This is a genomic window from Adlercreutzia sp., assembly GCF_056795635.1.
On record NZ_JBQIIT010000001.1, the window covers coordinates 1 to 16854 of the forward strand.

The following is a 16854-nucleotide window of genomic DNA, read 5'->3' on the forward strand; positions in this document are numbered from 1 at the left end:
CCGATCCCATTCCGAACTCGGCAGTTAAGCCCCACCTCGCCGAAAGTACTGCGGCGCCAGGCCGCGGGAGGACAGGTCGTTCCGCTCGCAGGGGGCGCTTTCTCACGCCCCGGGCGCCCGCGGGGCGCGGCGCGGTTCCGCTGAGGGCGTTCCCTAAAATGTATTAGAATGAGAGACACCGTATAAGGTGTCTTTTTTGTTTTGAGGAGAAGAACATGGTTGAACTGAGCGATGAGAGGGTGCTCTACGCCTTCGACAAGGCGTTGGAGCCGGCCCTGACGGTGCTGTCGGGCGAGACGGTGCGCATTCGCACAAAGGACTGCTTCGGCAACCAGGTGCAGAAGCCCACTGACGAGCTCGACGAGATCGACTGGGATCACATCAACCCTGCCACGGGTCCCATTTACGTGGAGGGTGCGGTTGCGGGCGGCGCGCTCAAGGTGAGCATCGATGCTATCGAGTTTGACGGGCAGACCGCTTCCTGCACGGGCGAGGGCGAAGGAGTCTGTGGCGACCGCTTCAATGCTTGGAGCACGCATCTGTGCGCCATCGACGGTGACGAGCTGGTGTGGGATGACACGCTGCGCATTCCCCTGAATCCCATGATTGGGGTCATCGGCGTGGCGCCGGCAGGGGAGGCGGTGAATTGCGGCACACCGGGAAGCCATGGCGGCAACATGGACAACACGGCTATCACGACGGGAGCGACCCTCTACTTTCCCGTGGCCGTGGACGGTGCGCTTTTCGGCTGCGGTGACATGCATGCGGCCATGGGCGACGGTGAGATCAGCGTGTCCGGCGCCGAGGCGGCGGGATTCGCCACGGTGACACTTACGGCCATGCCGGAACTCTCCCTGCCCGACCCGTTGATCGAGAACGCCACGCATCTCGGCATCATCGCCTCGGCTGAGAGCCTGGACGCGGCGGCCGATCGGGCCGTGCACGAGATGGTGGATCTTATCTGCGGCCGCACGGGCAAGCCGGCCGACGAGATGGTCATGCTGCTTTCTCTTGTGGCCGATGTGCAGGTGTGTCAGATGGTGGATCCTGAGAAGACCGTGCGCTTTATGGTGCCGAAGTACGTGCTTGACGCTCTGGGCTTCGCGCTGTAACCCCGTGAGGTTTTCCGATAGGGCCCGCGCTCGCTTGGGGGCGCGGGTTCTGTGGCGTAAAATTATCCTCATTGGCGAATAATGATGCTTGCGGTCAGCAATGGGAAGGGGTATCATAGCGCCATGTATTATTCGTGCATGAGGATAATATGACCAAAGGAGGTCCCATGAGAAACATGACCCGCCGACTGTTCGCTGTTTTCACGGCGACGATGATGGTGGCGGCCCTCGGGCTCGCTGGTTGTGCTGGCGAGACGGCGTCGGAGCCAGCGAAGGATGTCGATCCGGCTCAGGAGCAGCCGAATGCCACGACCACGGGCGAAGGAGAGCAGGGCTCTGCCGAGCCGGTGAAGCTCCAAATCTTCGCCGCCAACTCGCTCACCAAGGCCATGGCCGAGGCCCAGGAGCTCTACACGCAGCAGAATCCCCATGTTGCCTTCGGCGATACCCAGTATGAGGCCTCGGGCACCTTGAATGAGATGCTTGGGGCCGGCCAGTACGCCGATGTGCTCATTACCGCCTCGAAGGGCACCATGGACACCGCCGTTGAGGAGGGCTATGTGAGGGAGGACACGCGCCAGACGATGTTCAACAACGATCTCGTCATCGTGACCAAGAAGGGCGGCGAGCTTGCGGGCAAGGATATCGCGCTGGCCGACATCGCGGCGGGCACCTATACGCTGGCTGTGGGAGACGAGAACGTGCCGGCTGGCAATTATGCCTGTCAGGCCCTTACAACTGTGGGCGCCTATGTGGAGCCCGACGGTGCGATCGGCGCCGAGGCCACGGGCAAGGGCGGTACCTTCTCCGATGCCCTCAAGGACAAGGTGACCCTCGGCGGCAAGGTGGGCGATGTGTGCAAGTACGCCGAGTCCGGCGAGGTAGATATCGCCATGGTGTACACCTCTGATGTGTACCGCATGGGAGGGGTGGATATCTGCTCGGTGGTGCCGGGCGACACCCACAAGCCCATCACGTACCCCGGAGCTGTCTGCGCTGGCAGCGAGAACGCCGAGGCGGCCCAGGCCTTCCTCACCTGGTGCATGACCGACGAGGACTGCGCTCAGATTTGGGGGCAATGGGGCTTCGAGCTGGCCGAGAACTAAGGGGCGTCCCTGGGCGCGAGCGCGAAAAAACGCTACACTGGATGTCAACGGAAAAATGGCACACCGATGGGCGGAGGCTTTCCGCCCATCTTTTCTGAGAGAGGTTCTATGGTGCAACGGTTCGCGGCGATGCTGCTCGCACTTCTTCTCCTGGCACCGACGGGAGGGGCATGGGCGGCCGAGGGCGATGCGGCTCAAGGCGCGGACGCGGCGCCTGCCTCGGCGGCTGATGAGGCGCGTGGCGAGGCGGCCGCCGGAACGATTGGCTCGGCAGCCGATGCAGCGATTGCCGCGACAGGCGAAGGGGAGCCTAATGGGGCAGCGGTCTCGAGCGAGGGCGTGCCGGCATTCGCGGAAGTGGACGTGGCGGCCGACGGGGACGCGGCCCGCATGGAAGGGTGCTCCTTCGCTGTGGAGGGCTTCGAGTGCTCCCGCACGGGATCGGCTCGGGATATAGGGGGAGAGAACTTCGGCTACACCTATCGCCTCAGTGGTCCCGACCGCGTAGCCGTGGTAAACACCAGGGAGTATGCGGTGCTATTCGTCCCGCGCGAGACGGCCGAGGCCTTCTCCCTTGCCTGTGACGGGGGAGGGGTCGAGGATCTCAAGGCGTTGCTCGCTGCGCTGGATTCCAATTTCTCCGCGGGGGTGGCTCCTCTCGCCGAGCAGGACACCTGGTACGTCTTTGCGGGAACGCCGGGGGACGGGCGCGACGCGTCGCTGAGCGTCGGGGATGTCACCTACACCTTCGGGCGCGAATTGACGGAAGGCCATTTCTATGTGACGGTGGAGGGTCCCGATGAGGCCTTCGACGTGAAGGACGCCGTGCAGCCCGCTCAGATGGCCAGCTGCCGGCTCGTGGCGGCCGAGGAGGCGACCGTGGCTGCGGCGGCCGGGCCCTTGGAGTCGCTGGGAGCATTTCTGGCCACGATGGACTACTCGCCTCTGTGGGTGACGCTCAAGACCTGCGGCGTGGCCATCGTGCTCGTGTTCTTCCTGGGGCTGGCGGCCGCTTACTTCACCCTGCGCATCTCCCAGCGGGCCCAGAGCATCTTCGATACCATCTTCACCATTCCCATGGTGCTGCCGCCGACGGTGTGCGGCTTTCTGCTGCTCATGGCCCTGGGGCGTAACACGGCCCTCGGCCAGTTCTTCCAGGACGTGGGCTTCCCGCTCGTGTTCAGCTGGCAGGCGACGGTCATCGCGGCCGTGGTGGTGGCCTTCCCGCTCATGTACCGGAGTGCTCGCGGCGCCTTCGAGAGCCTGGATCCGAACATGCTGGACGCGGCCCGCACGCTGGGGTGGTCCAACGGGCGCATCTTCATGAAGCTGATGCTGCCCCTGGCCTGGTCCTCCATCGCCTCGGGCACGGTGCTCGCCTTCGCCCGGGCTCTGGGCGAGTTCGGCTGCACGCTGTTTTTGGCCGGCAACCAGTTGGGCACGACGCGCACCATTCCCATCGCCATCTACTTCGAGTGGATGAACGGCAACACCGAGGCCACGTGGTTCTGGACCATCGTGCTTCTGGTGTTCAGCTTCGCGGTCATCCTGTTCATCAATCTGTGGAGCCGGCACACGACCCGCTACCGCCAGCAGCCGCGTTCCGATGGGCGCTCGCCCAAGCCGCGGCGGCAGGGGCAGCGCGGGGGCGGCCGGCGCAGTGCGGAAGGGGGTGCGCGATGAGCCTGTCGGTGGATATCCGGAAGAGCTATGGATCGTTCGCGCTGGATGTGGCCTTCGAGGCCGGAGACGAGACCCTGGGCTTTCTGGGGGCGTCGGGCTGCGGCAAGAGCCTGACCATGCGCTGCATTGCGGGCATCGAGACGCCGGACGAGGGACGCATCGTCGTGAACGACCGGGTATTCTTCGACTCGGAGGCCCGCATCAATCTGACGCCGCAGCAGCGCAAGACGGCGCTTCTGTTCCAGAACTACATGCTGTTCCCGAACTTGACCGTGGCCGAGAACATCGGCGCGGGCATCGGGCGCGAGGTGGGGCGCGACGAGCGGGCCCGCATCATCTCCGAGGAGCTCGCGCGCTTCGGCCTGCGGGGCTTCGGCCAGCGCTATCCCTCCCAGCTCTCCGGCGGCCAGCAGCAGCGCGTGGCCCTGGCCCGTATGCTCGCGGCCCGGCCCGGCATCCTCATGTTGGACGAGCCTTTCAGCGCCCTGGACGCTCATTTGAAAGGCGTGCTCGAGCAGAGCCTCGTGAGCCTCTTCGACGCCTATGAGGGCACCATCCTGTACGTGAGTCATGACATCGACGAGGCGCTGCGCTTCTGCGACCGCATCGCCGTGGTGGAGGCGGGGCGCATCATGGAGATGGGGCCGGCCGATGATCTGGTAAACCGTCCCCAGTCGGTGGCGGGGTTGAAGCTGTCCGGCTGCAAGAACGCCACGCCGGCCGAGCCCGCGGGCGAGCACGCGGTGTTCCTGCCGCGCTGGGGCGTTACGGTGGGAACTGCGGCCCCGGTGCCGGCGGGGGTCATCTACATGGGTGTGCGGGCCTTCGCCGTGGAGCGGGCACAGGGACCCGGCGAGAACTGCTACCGGGTGCGGGTGGACCGCACGAGCGATTCCCGCTTCGAGCGCACGGTGCTGCTGGGTTTTCTCGATCGAGAGGCGGGGGCGGCCGAGCGGGCCGTGGCCTTCGACGACAACGAGATGAGCTATCTGCACCAGCACCTGTTCTGGCGCATGGGGAAGGGCGACGGCCCGGCCCCGCTGCCAGAGGTGGGGGACGAGCTGTGGGTGCGCATCCCGCCGGAGAAGGTGTATCTCGTCACGCGCTAGGCCGCTGGCGTTTTCCCAGGTAGATTTCCTCACTCACCCAGACTGCGTGAGGAATTTCCCTTCAATTATCCTTAATTTCAGACAGTATGCGGGTGGCCGAGCGGCCGCCCGCATCGCTATATTGGGCCTCAGTGAGCGTCGCGGCCGAGAGGAGGCGGGACGGCCCCCGCGGGGGCGCCCGAGCGGCGCGGAGGAGCATCTGATTACCTGAGGGGAGGGTCGCATCTACAACGATGCGAAGCATGCCATGACTGATTACCTCGACGCCCGTTCGACGGTGCAGGATCCCGATTTCGACGGTATGGAGGCGGAAGGGGGCGCCCTCGGGTGCGACGGCTCCCTGGCGGCCGAGGATCTTCCCGCCGCCGACGCGCTGACCTTCGAGGAGCGGCTGGCCGTGCTCAACCGCACGGTGATGCGCCACCCGCTGAACCGCGAGATCCTCTACAAGGCCCTCGTGTTCTGCGAGACGGAGCGCCCGCTGCGCGAGGCCGAGGACTTCATCGCGGCCCTGCCCCAGTTCGCCGCCTGCACCCAGAACCAGTACTACCTGCTCACGTCCTTGGTGCGGGCCCACGGCCTGGTGCTGATCGAGCGCGACGAGGCCGGTAACGAGGTTTCCCCCGACCAGAAGGAGGGGCTGACCGAGGACGAGATCGACGACTTGGTGGCGGCGATCTCCTTCAAGACCACCGAGGTGGGCGCCTATTTCGCGGAGTACAACCGGCCGGCGGCCCGTCTCGTGGACCTGCTGCATCTGGTGCCCGAGCGCACCGATACCTATATCGAGCTTCTGAGATTCGTGGACGGCGCGGCGCGTCCCTACGGGCAGATCGAGCATCTGCTGGCGGGGCGCCCGGCGCTCGAGACCGTCATCGACGGGCGCGTGGAGACCATGCAGCCCTCGGTATTCGTGGACAAGCTGGAGCGCGCCGGCGCTCTCGTTTGGAAGGATGGTTGGACCTTGACCGAGGAGGGAAGGGAGTTTCTGGAAGATCTGTTGGAACACGACCAAGCGTAAACGCACGTACTGTTAGAGGAGAGGAAGACGATATGTCGAAAACCAGTTTGACACGGCGCAGCTTCGTCAAGGTGTCCGCACTGGCGGGCGCGGCGGCGACCGTGGGCGCCTCCATGGCCGGCTGTATGCAGGAGAGCGGACCGGCCGAGGGCGGCGAGGAGCAGGCGCTCTCGAGCACCGAGGGCCTCACGAAGGTGCGCACCTCGTGCCACGGCTGCATCCAGATGTGCCCGGCCATCGCCTACATGAAGGACGGCGTGGTGGTGAAGCTCGAGGGCGACCCGGAGGCTCCGGTGTCCCGCGGCAGCCTGTGCATCAAGGGCCTGAACCAGCTGCACACCATGTACAGCCCCCGCCGCGTGCTGCACCCGCTGCGCCGGGCCGGCGAGCGCGGTGAGAACAAGTGGGAGGTCATCTCCTGGGACGAGGCCATCACCGAGGCCGCGACCCACATCAAGGACGCCATCGACAAGTACGGCAACTACGCCTTCTTCAGCTCGGTGGGCGGCGGCGGCTCCTACTCGTTCATGGAGGCCATGACCCTGCCCATGGCCTTCGGGTCTCCGACGGTGTTCGAGCCGGGCTGCGCCCAGTGCTACCTGCCCCGTTGGTCCATGTCGAAGCTCTTCTACGGCGGAGACGACCAGTCCGTGGCCGACAACGCCGTGCAGGAGATCTTCAAGGTGACCGACAACAAGACCGAGGTCGTCGTCATCTGGGGCGCCCAGCCCTCCGTTTCCGAGACCGCCGAGTCGGGCCGCGGCATGGCCGAGCTGCGCGCCGCCGGCGTGAAGACCGTGGTTGTGGACCCGAACTTCTCGCCCGACGCCGTGAAGGCCGACGTGTGGCTGCCCGTGCGCCCCGGCACCGACACGAAGCTCTTGCTGTCCTGGTTCCGCTACATCTTCGAGAACAAACTCTACGACGAGGAGTTCACGAAGTACTGGACGAACCTGCCCTTCCTCATCGACCCGGACACGAAGCTCCCCGTGAAGGCCCAGGAGCTGTTCCCCGATTTCGCCCAGACCACGCCCGAGAACACTCCGGCCTACGTGTGCTTCGACCTGAAGACGGGCGCCGTGGCCCCCTTCGAGTACTCTGCCCCGGCTGATTCCGCCGTGGACCCGGAGATCTTCTGGGCCGGCGAGTTCAACGGCAAGCAGTACAAGACCGCGGGCCAGATCTACAAGGAGGAGGCCGATCCCTGGACGCTGGAGCGGACGGCCGAGGAGTGCTGGGTGCCCGCCGATCGCATCGAGGCGGCCATCAAGCTGTACGCCGAGAACAACGGCGGCATCGTGAACGGTGTGGCCTCCGATATGACCGAGTCCGCCTCCCAGGTACCCCTTGGGTGCATGGGCCTGGATTCCATCATGGGCCGCATCTTCAAGCCCGGCTGCACCATGACCAAGAAGGCCTCCGGTGTGTTCGGTCCCACCGGCGAGGTGGCCGCGCCCACTCGCCCGCTGACCTACAACAACGGCTTCGACGGTATGTTCTCCGACATGTACGGCGTGGGCGCGGTCATCGGCCTGTCCGATGCCGAGAACGAGGCCCGCATCAAGGAGCTCGGCGAGAAGATGCCCGATTCCCAGCGCATCCTGAACAAGCTGCTCCAGGACCGCCTGGGCATGAAGGACCACAAGGGCCTCTATGCCTGGTGCCATTCCCACATCCCTACGGTGCGCAACGCCATCGCCACCGGCGAGCCCTTCAAGCCCCGCGTGTGGTTCGACATGTCCGGCAACAAGCTGGCCATGCTCGGCAACGCCAAGTCCTGGTACGACGTGTTCCCCGAGGTGGACTACATCATCTGCCAGTACCCGCACCTCACCTCCTTCCAGATTGAAGCCGCCGACCTGGTGTTTCCCCTGCGCGAGTGGCTGGAAGAGCCCATGGTGAACATGAGCCAGCTGGACACCCAGTGGCTGCAGAACGAGTGCGTGCACATCGGCGAGACCGTGTCCCATTCCATTCCCGCGGCCCAGGTGGTGAACAAGTGCCGCGAGCTGTGGGGCGGCGAGATTCCCGGCGGTCTCATGCCCGGGTATTTGGGGTCGGCCACCGAGGCCGAGGTGAAGCAGTCCACGGCTGAGACCCTCGGTGCTCCGGACTGGGAGACGCTCCAGGCCAACATCGACGAGTACGTGCCCCATGTGACACCGGACTACTGGAAGTACAACCAGCACGAGGAGATTGCGGATGACGGGCTGCCCGTCGGCTTTGGCACCGAGTCGCGCAAAGTGGAGACCTACTGCCAGATCCTCCTGAAGCTCGCCCGTAACGGCTATCCGTTCTGCTACCCGGAGCCCCAGGAGTCCTGTGCCGACTACAGCCCCATCTGCGTGCCCATCGAGCCGGCGGAGTCTCCCTACGAGGGTATGCCCGGCTACGATGCCGAGTACCCCTTCGTGCTCACCTCGGGCCGCGTGCCCTACTTCCACCACGGCACCATGCGCCACGCCCCCTTCAGCCGCGAGCTGTTCCCCTGCGCCGAGATCCGCATCAACCCGGCCGCCGCGGCCGATCTGGGCATCGAGCACATGGACTGGGTGAAGGTGACGAGCCGCCGCGGCGAGGTGCACGCCCGCGCCTACCTGACCGAGGGCATCGGCCCCAAGACCGTGTGGATGGAGCGCTTCTGGAACCCCGAGTGCTTCGACGCCTCCCAGGAAAACCCCACCGGCGGCTGGCGCGAGTGCAACGTGAACGTGCTCACCAAGAACGACGCCCCCTTCAACGAGGTCTACGGCTCCTACACCAACCGCGGCTTCACGGTGAAGATCGAGAAGTCCACCCGCCCGGAGAACATCTGGGTGGAGGCCGAGGAGTTCGAGCCCTTCATGCCCACGACCGAAATGCTCGCTGAAGCCCAGACGAAGGATGTGTTCTAATGAAAAATACGCTTGTCATCGACTTGGACCGCTGCTCGGGCTGCGACTCCTGCGTGGCCGCCTGCAAGCACGAGAACCAGATGAACCTGGGTGTGGTGCGCAACCACGTGTCGGCTGTGGGGCCCGTGGGCACCTTCCCGGACATCGAGATGTACTGGCTGCCCATGCAGTGCCAGCAGTGCGAGAACCCCGGCTGCATCGAGGTGTGCCCCACCGGCGCGAGCTACCGCGACGAGGAGACCGGCATTGTGCTCGTGAACGCCGAGGACTGCATCGGCTGCGAGAGCTGCCTGACCGGCTGCCCCTACGGCGTGCGCCAGATGAACCCGAAGACCAACGTCATCGAGAAGTGCACCCTGTGCTTCCAGCGCAAGAATGACGAGAACTGGGAGCCGGCTTGCGTGCACAACTGCTGCTGCGGCGCCCGCATCTTCGGCGACTTGGACGACCCGGAGAGCGCGGCCTCCAAGGCCGTGGCCGCCGCCGGCGAGAACACGCACTACCTGTACGACCCCGCCGACCTGAAGCCCACGACGGTCTACATCCTCTCGGAGAAGACCGCCGCATGGCAGGAGGAGCCCGTCGAGGTCACCCGCTACGAGAAGCAGTAATCGACCTACCGCACGAGGGGCGCTTCGGCGCCAGCCGCAGGGGCGCCCCTCGCCTTCGACGGACTTCCGGCCGCCCTTTCCCCTCCCAACCCGGCGGCCGGAAGCCCCTGCCGCCCCAGCCCCGGCGCCTTGGGCGCCGCGGGCGGGGCGTGTAGGGCAAGGGGCGCGCCCTGGGCCCGCGCCGGGTTCCGGCCGGGCGGCAAGGGCATGGCCCTTGCCCTACAGAGGAGTGGCGGGGGCACAAGCCCTTGCCCGATGGAGGAAGTTCGGAAGGGATGGGAATACTGATCCCGAGACGAGAGGAAGGGAAGCACCCATGGAGGAGATCACCGAGAACGGCGCGGTGGCGGCGCGCGACGCCGTGACCGCCGATATGATCGCGGCGCTGCGGGGGCGGGCCGCCTTCTACGACATGCTGGCCGCCATCTACTTCCGGCCGCTTTCCGCCGAGCAGATCGAGAACATCGCCGCGATGGACTGGTCGGAGTACGCCGATTTGAACGAGTTGTTCGCCGACGGCGTGAACGACATGACCCGCTACCTGCGCAAGCGCCATTCGGGCACCCGCCAGGCCCTGGCCGTGGACTTCACGAGCGCGTTCGCGGGCACGAGTTCGTGGAAGGGCCGCTACGCGGTGCCCTACGAGTCTGTGCACACGAGCGAGGAGGGGCTCCTCTTCCAGGACGCCTACCACGAGGTGTTCCAGCTCTACAAAGCCAACCATGTGGCTAAGGCCGAGGGCTACGATTTCCCCCATGACCACCTGTCGTTCATGTGCGAGTTTCTGGTGGTGCTCTCGGGGCGCATCGAGGAGGCCCTTGCGTCCGGCGACGACGCCGAGGCCCTGCGGCAGGTGGAGGTGTCCCGGGCCTTTCTGGCCGACCACATCCTGTCGTGGTTCGACACCTTCCAGGACGTGGCGCTGCTCCTTCTGGAGACGCGCTTCTACCGCGGCGTGCTGAAGATCTCCAAGGGGTTCTTCCTGGAGGACGCCGAGCTTCTGGATTCCATGGCCGTGGAACTCCAGCAGCGGCTGGAAGGGGAGTAGGGCCATGGACTTCGCCGTTATCCTCGCCGCTACCGTAGCCGCCTGCTTCGCCTTGAAAGCGCCGCTGAAGGCGTGCCCGGTGGCCTTCTACGCCGCGGCCATCGCCGTGGACGTCGTGTACGTGTACGGCGTCTTCTTCGGGCTGCCGCGCGCGATGTGGAGCCCGCTGTTCGTGCTCGTCCAGAAGTGCGAGCTCGCGCTGGCCCTGTTCGTGGTGGTTATGTTCATCGGCTGCCTCAACCGCGCCGGGCGCGCCTACCGGTGGCTGAAGCCGGTGAGAAGCGAGCTGTCCATCGTGGCGTGGTTCCTCTCTCTCGGGCACATGGCGGTGTATCTGGAGAGCTACCTGCCGCGCCTGGCGGGCGGCGGCGCGGTGTCCGGCAACGTGGTGGGCGCCTTCATTCTGGCCGTGCTGCTGCTGGTGCTGCTCATCGTGCTGGGCGTGACATCGTTCGCCTTCGTGAAGCGCCGTATGCGCACCGATACGTGGAAGCGCGTGCAGAAGCTGGCCTACCCGTTCTTCGCCCTGGTGTACGTGCACCTGCTGCTGATGCTCCTCCCGTCGGCCCTGCACGGCGGCATCGCCTCTTCGGCGGCGGTGGCGGTATACTCGGTGGTGTTTATCAGTTATGCTTTCTGCCGCATCGGCCGGGCCCTGGCGGATCGGCGGGCTGCGGAAGCGGCTGCCGTGGCCGGGACGCCGGTCGTCGGCGAGGAGTGCGAGGTCGTGGCCTGAGCGTCGCTGGTCGTGGGAGCACGGGGCGGTGTCGCAGGTCGGGCGCCCCGGCGTGAGGGGAGAGGACGATGGCGGAGACGGGGAATTTCATAGCGCGGCTCGTGCGGGCGTGGCCCGCGCTGCCCTCGATGGCCTGGGGCGCGTGGCTGGCCGCCGTCTATATCGCCAGCTCGGGCACGGCCTGGCTGTCGGATACGGAGATGAACGGGGAGAACCTCTCCTCGCTCTTCATTGCCGCGAACCTGGTGGCCGGCGCGGTCATGCTGGCGGCCACTTTCGCCGTGCCGACGGTGCGCGTCCGACTCGAGCGGCCGACCGCGATGCTCGCCGCGGGCCTCCTCTCGACGATGGGCGCCCTGCTCGTCATCCTCATCGGCCCCTACTACCTGACGCCCTTTCTGCCCTACGATCTCGTGCGCCTGCTGTTTTTGGCCGGCGGCGTGCTGTTCGGCGGCGGCCTGGGGGCCATCGCCCTGCGCTGCGGCCAGCTCTACGGGACGCTGCCTCCGCGCCAGGTCATCGTCTATGCGGCCTTCTCCCAGCTGGTCGTGGCCGCCTCGTTCTTCATCGTGGTCGGCGCGCCCTCCTGGGCCCCGGTGCCGGGCGGCCCGTCCCTGGCGGGCATCGCCGCCTTCGTGGGGCTGCCGATGGTGGCCGGCGGCCTGGCGTCGCTAGCGCGTCTCTCGGAGGCGCGGCCGGTTCCTGAGGACTACGAGACCTCGCGCGGGGCGCTGCCCAAGTCGTTCTGGAAGCTGCTGGCCGTAGTATTCGTGTTCTCCTGCATTGTCTCCACGGTGTACGGCTCGGCCGTGGCGGTCTCTCCCATCGGCACGACCCTCGACGGCTCGCGGCTCGTCATGCTGCTGCGCATGCTGCTGGCTCTCGGGCTGGCCGCCGTGGCCGTGGGCACCGTGGGAGACAAGCTGAATTTCGGGAAGACCTACTCGGTGGTGATGGTGGCCTCGGTGGCGCTCGTGGCCTGCCTGCCCCTCGTCACAGTGCTCCAGACGGTGCTGGCCCAGATCGTCTCCTTGGCCAGCGTGGTCTTCGAGCTGTTCCTCTGGTGCACCCTGGCCTTCATCGTGTACCAGCGGCGCATCTCGCCCGTCATCGTGTTCGGCTACGGCTACGGGGCCTATCTGCTCGGCAGCGGCGTGGGGTGGCTCTTCGGTGTGCGGGCCCTCGATTCGCTGTTCGTGGCCATCGGCGGCCCCTTCGCCTACATGGTCATGGCCATCATCGTGCTGGCCTGCGCCTTCATCATCTTCTCGGAGCGGGAGTTCGACCGCCTGTTCGCCCCTGAAGAGGAGGGGGCTCCCACCCTGGACGAGCTGCTCATGCGCGAACTGGCGACGGAGAGTGCCGAGGGCGGGGCGGAAGGCCCGGTGCGCAAGGGGCGCTTCGCGGCGGCCATCGGGGAATTGGCCGAGGCCCACCAGCTCTCCCCGCGGGAGACCGACGTGCTGCGCTGCCTGGCCATGGGCTACAACTCTTCCACCACTGCCAGCAAGCTGTCCATCTCCTGGAACACGGTGCGCACCCACACCCGCAACATCTACGGGAAGCTGGGGGTGCACTCCCACCAGGAGCTGATCCGCCTCGTGGACGAGGCGACGGCCGGGGAGTGAGGCCCGCGGCCCGCCGGCGCTTGGCGGTTTATTCGCGCTTGTGTATAATGGCTTCCGAGAGACGAAGCAAGGGGGAGCCTTGAAAGATTCGCATGGGCGCGTGATCGACTATCTGCGCATCTCGCTAACCGATCGGTGCAATTTCCGCTGTGTGTACTGCATGCCCGCCGAGGGCGTGTGCTCCATGGGCCACGACGAGATCTTGCGCATCGAGGAGATCGAGCGCTTGGTGCGGGTGGCCGCCGGCCTCGGCATCAAGAGCGTGCGCCTCACTGGCGGCGAACCGCTCGTGCGCAAGGGCGTGGTGGATCTCGTGGACGCCATCACCGACATCGACGGCATCGAGAACGTGTCCATGACCACCAACGGCGTGCTGCTGCCGGCCATGATCGACGATTTGCAGGCCGCGGGCCTGTCGCGGGTGAACATCTCCCTGGACACGCTGGACCCCGACCAGTTCCACGCCATCACCCGGGTGGGGCGCCTGGAGGACACGCTCGCCGGCATCGATGCGGCGCTTGCGGCCGGGCTCAACCCCGTGAAGGTGAACGCCGTGGCCGTGCGCAGCTTGGACCAGGACTTCCTGGAATTCGCGAAGCTTTCCATCGACCGGCCGCTCCACGTGCGCTTCATCGAGTACATGCCCGTGGGGGATACGAGCGAGGATGCCGGAACCGGTTGGGGGGAGGGCGACGTCATTCCCTCCGAGGAGCTGTTCCAGACCATCAACCGCCGGGCCGCAGCGGCGGGGCTGCCCTCGCTGCGGGCCGCTGGTGCCGCCAAGCCCCTCGGCTGGGGGCCGGCCCGCTACTTCGAGTTCCCCGGGGCCCAGGGCACCGTGGGGTTCATCAGTCCGCTGTCGCGCCATTTCTGCAGCGAGTGCAACCGCCTGCGGGTGACTGCCGACGGCAAGGTGCGCCCCTGCCTGTTCTCCGATACGGAGTACGATGTGCGGGCCGCCCTGCGGGCCGGCGACGACGGGGCGGTGCGCGAGGTGCTGCTGCGTGCCCTGGGGGCCAAGCCCGACGAGCACCACGACAAGGTGGGCACCGACCGCAAGATGTCGCAGATCGGCGGCTAGGCGAAAAGGGAGGCGCGGGGCCGACGGGGGTGCCCGCGCGCAGATTCCGCAGTCTCGTGAAATGAGGGGTATCATCGTCACCCCTCATTTCACGAAGCGAGGACTGACCGAGCACGGGTGCTCCCGTCGGCCCCGCGCCGGACAAAGCGAGGAGACGAGCATGAGCGAAGTTCTAACCCATATCGATGAGAGCGGCGACGTGCGCATGGTGGACGTGTCGCAAAAGGCCGACACCGAGCGTGTGGCCGTGGCCGAGGGCTTCATCTCCATGAGGCCGGAGACGCTGGCGCTCATTGTGGAGGGCAAGGCGGCCAAGGGCGACGTGCTGGCCTGCGCGCGGGTGGCCGGCGTCATGGCGGCGAAGAAGACGAGCGATCTCATTCCCATGTGCCACCCGCTCAACATCACCAAGGCGAAGGTGGCCTGCGAGCCGGTGGCCGCCGGCGAGCGCGAGGACGGCCGCGTGGGCATCCACGTGACCTGCACCTGCGGCGTGACCGGCAAGACCGGCATCGAGATGGAGGCGCTGACGGCCGCGTCGGTGGCGTGCCTGACCATCTACGACATGTGCAAGGCGGTGGACCGCGGTATGGAGATCGGCGAGGTGCGCCTTCTGAAGAAGGACGGCGGCAAGACGGGCCTCTGGCTGCGGGAAGCGCAGGCATAGCCGCGGGAGGGGCGGGGCAGCGGGCCCTCGAACATCGTGAAGGTTGCGACGCCCGGCCACGGCCGGGCGTTCTTGCGTGCAAGCGAAAAGCCCCCGGCCGGGGAGGGAGCGGCCGGGGGCTTTGTTAGTTATCTGCGGAAGCCGGGAGGGAGGGGCTCCGCAGCGGGAATGGCGTAGGACGGCTAGCCGAGGAACTTCGCCACGGACTTGCCGCACTCGCGGCCGAGCACCAGCGCGAAGGCCAGGGACACGCCCGGGATGGGGGTGATGTACTCGGTGCCGAAGCGGCGGCCGCAGTCGTTGCCGGCCATGTAGAGGCCGGGAATCGGCTCGTAGTTGGCATCGAGAGCGTTCTGCTCGCCGTCGGTGATGATGCCGCCCATGGTGACCATGGTCTCGCCGAGCACCGGATCGAACTTGCAGGCGTAGAAGGGACCGTCCTTCACCGGGAAGAGCACCTCGGCGGCACGGCCGAACTCCTCGTCGACGCCGCTCTCGCAGTAGCCGTTGTAGCGCTCGATCTGAGCGACGAACTCCGTGGCGGCCTCGCCTTCCAGGCCGAGCTGGCCGGCCAGGCCCTCCAGGGTGTCGTCGGCGATGTACTCCACCTGGACCATGGGGCCGTGGCCGCCCGGGCCCTCTTCCTGCTGCTCCGGCTCCTCGTAGGTGCCCTGGAACTTGGCGTAGGCGGTGTCCAGTGCCTCGCGCAGAGAGGCGATGTTCTCCTCATTGGCGGTGAAGCCGGCGTGCTGGGGCAGGGTGTACTGGCGGTACTCGGTGAAGTTGTTGTCGCACACGGCGTACTTCGTCTTGCGGCTCATGAACACCGTCTGGTAGCCGCGCTGCTCGCTCGTGGGGTAGTACTCGTTGCAGAAGCGGCGGCCGTTCTCGTCGATCCACACGGCCTGGGGCAGGCAGTTCATCTTGCCGGGTACCGACAGCCCCTTCATGTTCATACCGGGGATGGGCGTGGTCTCCAGGTGCGCGCCGGCCCAGTAGGCCATCTGCACGCCGCGGCCGTCGTTGGCGGACATGGAGGTGAGCGCGTCGTTGCCCGTGAGGGCCTGGGCCATATCGGGCATGAAGTAGGCCATCATCTCGGGGTTGCCGCCCATGCCGCCGCAGGCGATGACCGCCGCGCGGCAGTTGATCTTCATGTAGCCGTCTTCGGTGGAGGCCACCATGCCGGCTACGGCGCCGTTCTCCATGATGAGGTACTCGGCGGTGGTGGCGAAGTAGAACTGGGCGCCCTTCTCCTCGGCCGCGGCCTGGTTGTACATCTGGATCTTGGTCTGGTTGCACTCGCCGTAGAAGGAGCACACACTCGGCCAGAACTTGATGCCCGACAGCTCCGAGAGCTGATGTTCGGTGGGCGGGAAGAAGGCCGTCGTCATGGTGGCGAAGTCCTCTTCGGTCAGACGGTCGAGGTACCAGTTGGAGTTCTCCTCGGAGTTCTGGGCGAACTTCATGACGAGCGAGGGGTTCGGCATGTTCGCGGTGATCTTCATGAAGTTCTGGTAGAACTCCACCGGATCGATGTGGGGCACGCCGCGCTCCTGGAGGATCTTGGCGTTCAGGGCGGCGAACTCGTTACCCACGGCGGCGTAGGTGTCCTCGGGCTGCTTCTCGATGAGCACGACCTTCTTGCCCTGTTCGGCCAGCTCGCGGCAGGCGGTGATGCCGGCGAAGCCGTGGCCGGCCACGACGACGTCGCAGTCGATCTCGGTGGCGAACTCGGTCACCTCGGCCGGGGGCGTCATCCAGCTGGTGTCGGTGACGTTGTGGATGTGTACATCGCTGGCGGCGGGCTGGCCGTTCGCCTCGCCTGCGTCCTCGGCGCCCTTCGGGGCGCTTTCGCTGGCGGCGGGGCTGCAGCCGGCGAGGCCGGCGGCACCGGCGGCCATGGCGGCCACGGCGCCCATACCGATGAACGAGCGGCGGGACATGCCCTGGGTGGTTGCTTTGCTCATAATCCCTGATTCCTCCCTTGGGTCGGATGCGGTCACGGCGCCTCGGTGCGCCGCTTCGGGGCCCATGGTGGCACCGCGACCGCCCCGCGAGGAATCGTCAGCTTGGGGGATTTCTCGGAAAGCGCCCTCGCGGAAATGGGGGAGATGGAAATAAACCGCAGGTCAGTGCCATATAGCAAGAATGACGG

The 16854-nt window shown here is 66.4% G+C and carries 13 protein-coding genes and 1 rRNA gene; 13 read left to right on the forward strand and 1 reads right to left on the reverse strand.

The features are described 5' to 3' along the window. From rrf to moaC, 13 genes are all read left to right on the forward strand, one after another. Positions 1 to 88 (forward strand): 5S ribosomal RNA (gene rrf / locus ACTOXK_RS00005); the annotation flags it as partial. Between the two features lie 127 nt (positions 89 to 215). Further along, a complete protein-coding gene (locus tag ACTOXK_RS00010) occupies positions 216 to 1112 on the forward strand; it encodes an acetamidase/formamidase family protein (RefSeq protein ID WP_482277491.1) in 897 nt (298 codons plus the stop codon). 167 nt (positions 1113 to 1279) lie between these two features. Then, positions 1280 to 2218: a molybdate ABC transporter substrate-binding protein gene (locus ACTOXK_RS00015; RefSeq protein ID WP_482277490.1), complete on the forward strand. Its 939-nt coding sequence runs from the start codon at positions 1280 to 1282 to the stop codon at positions 2216 to 2218. A 108-nt stretch (positions 2219 to 2326) separates the two neighbouring features. Beyond that, the gene (gene modB / locus ACTOXK_RS00020) at positions 2327 to 3901 is read left to right on the forward strand and encodes a molybdate ABC transporter permease subunit (RefSeq protein WP_482277489.1); all 1575 of its coding nucleotides are present in this window, start codon (positions 2327 to 2329) and stop codon (positions 3899 to 3901) included. Continuing rightward, positions 3898 to 5010 carry a sulfate/molybdate ABC transporter ATP-binding protein gene (locus tag ACTOXK_RS00025; RefSeq protein WP_482277488.1) on the forward strand — a complete coding sequence of 371 codons (1113 nt, stop codon included), beginning with the start codon at positions 3898 to 3900 and terminating at the stop codon, positions 5008 to 5010. Before modB ends, ACTOXK_RS00025 begins: the two co-directional genes overlap by 4 nt. A gap of 247 nt (positions 5011 to 5257) precedes the next feature. Beyond that, the gene (locus ACTOXK_RS00030) at positions 5258 to 6031 is read left to right on the forward strand and encodes a hypothetical protein (RefSeq protein ID WP_482277487.1); all 774 of its coding nucleotides are present in this window, start codon (positions 5258 to 5260) and stop codon (positions 6029 to 6031) included. Between the two features lie 32 nt (positions 6032 to 6063). Then, complete coding sequence (locus ACTOXK_RS00035; protein ID WP_482277486.1) at positions 6064 to 8925, forward strand: molybdopterin dinucleotide binding domain-containing protein; 2862 nt, start codon at positions 6064 to 6066, stop codon at positions 8923 to 8925. After that, positions 8925 to 9536, forward strand: coding sequence for a 4Fe-4S dicluster domain-containing protein (locus tag ACTOXK_RS00040; RefSeq protein WP_482277485.1), 612 nt, complete (start codon positions 8925 to 8927; stop codon positions 9534 to 9536). Before ACTOXK_RS00035 ends, ACTOXK_RS00040 begins: the two co-directional genes overlap by 1 nt. 316 nt (positions 9537 to 9852) lie before the next feature. Then, positions 9853 to 10584, forward strand: a complete 732-nt coding sequence (locus ACTOXK_RS00045) for a TorD/DmsD family molecular chaperone (protein ID WP_482277484.1) — start codon at positions 9853 to 9855, stop codon at positions 10582 to 10584. Positions 10585 to 10588: 4 nt separating this feature from the next. Next, positions 10589 to 11320, forward strand: a complete 732-nt coding sequence (locus ACTOXK_RS00050) for a ferric reductase-like transmembrane domain-containing protein (RefSeq protein WP_482277483.1) — start codon at positions 10589 to 10591, stop codon at positions 11318 to 11320. Between the two features lie 68 nt (positions 11321 to 11388). Continuing rightward, the gene (locus ACTOXK_RS00055; protein ID WP_482277482.1) at positions 11389 to 12948 is read left to right on the forward strand and encodes a helix-turn-helix transcriptional regulator; all 1560 of its coding nucleotides are present in this window, start codon (positions 11389 to 11391) and stop codon (positions 12946 to 12948) included. A gap of 79 nt (positions 12949 to 13027) precedes the next feature. Continuing rightward, on the forward strand, positions 13028 to 14029 hold the full coding sequence (gene moaA / locus ACTOXK_RS00060) for a GTP 3',8-cyclase MoaA (RefSeq protein WP_482277481.1): 1002 nt from the start codon (positions 13028 to 13030) through the stop codon (positions 14027 to 14029). A 160-nt stretch (positions 14030 to 14189) separates the two neighbouring features. Next, a complete protein-coding gene (gene moaC / locus ACTOXK_RS00065) occupies positions 14190 to 14696 on the forward strand; it encodes a cyclic pyranopterin monophosphate synthase MoaC (RefSeq protein WP_482277480.1) in 507 nt (168 codons plus the stop codon). A 182-nt stretch (positions 14697 to 14878) separates the two neighbouring features. On the opposite strand, the gene ACTOXK_RS00070 is transcribed toward moaC, so the two are convergent. Beyond that, complete coding sequence (locus tag ACTOXK_RS00070; RefSeq protein WP_482277479.1) at positions 14879 to 16666, reverse strand: FAD-dependent oxidoreductase; 1788 nt, start codon at positions 16664 to 16666, stop codon at positions 14879 to 14881. Positions 16667 to 16854: the final 188 nt, after the last annotated feature.